1 protein-coding gene is annotated in these 649 nt (G+C 68.9%); it reads left to right on the top strand.

What is annotated here, in order from left to right:
* On the top strand, positions 1-423 hold a 423-nt coding region (locus DJ81_RS19355; protein WP_170938345.1), incomplete at its 5' end, for a hypothetical protein.
* Positions 424-649: the final 226 nt, after the last annotated feature.

Here is a 649-nt window from a genome sequence, read left to right as displayed (position 1 = left end):
CTCAGGAGTCTCGTGGGCGCGGAGTCGATCACGGAGCGGTCGGCGCTCCCGTACCTCCCGCCGCCGTCGCTGCTGGAGGGACCGGAGCCGTGGGAGGAGACGGACCTGTTCGACGAGTCGGACGTGCGGCTCGGGAGAGTGCCGCCGCCGGAGTTGGTGGCGCGGGAGGTCGCGGAGTCGGTGGAGACGGGCCGCCGGGTGACGCCGAAGGAGTGGCGGTCGGACTGGTACGCGCGTCGGTTCGAGAGTGAGTCGGAGTCGGCCGCGCCGGACGTCGAGCTGGAGCTCTCGCAGCGCGACCGGGAGCGCGTCGGGGAGCTGGTGCGCGTCCAGGGCGTCGAGTCGGTCCCGGCGATACTGGGGCGGCTCGGTATCGACCCGTCGCACCGTGAGGCGGTGGCGTCGGTGGTGGCGGACACATGACGGCTGAGGGCGCCCCTGGCTACTGACTACTACTGGGTTGGCCTACCACACTCCGGCCAGGTAGGCGCGGTCGGCCGTTCTATACCCTTCACCGGGTACTAAGTAGGTAGGGAGAAGTAGGTAGTATATGGCTGATTTGGCGTGCCAACGGTGCGGTCACGAGTGGGACTATACCGGCGGGGCCAAGGACCCCATTACCCCCCCCCACCGTAAAAACTCCCAGAGC

The organism is Halorubrum sp. Hd13, from assembly GCF_002252755.1.
Taxonomy (GTDB): Archaea; Halobacteriota; Halobacteria; order Halobacteriales; family Haloferacaceae; genus Halorubrum.
The sequence above is the reverse complement of the archived record's forward strand: the minus strand, read 5'-3'. Positions and strand labels throughout refer to the sequence as shown.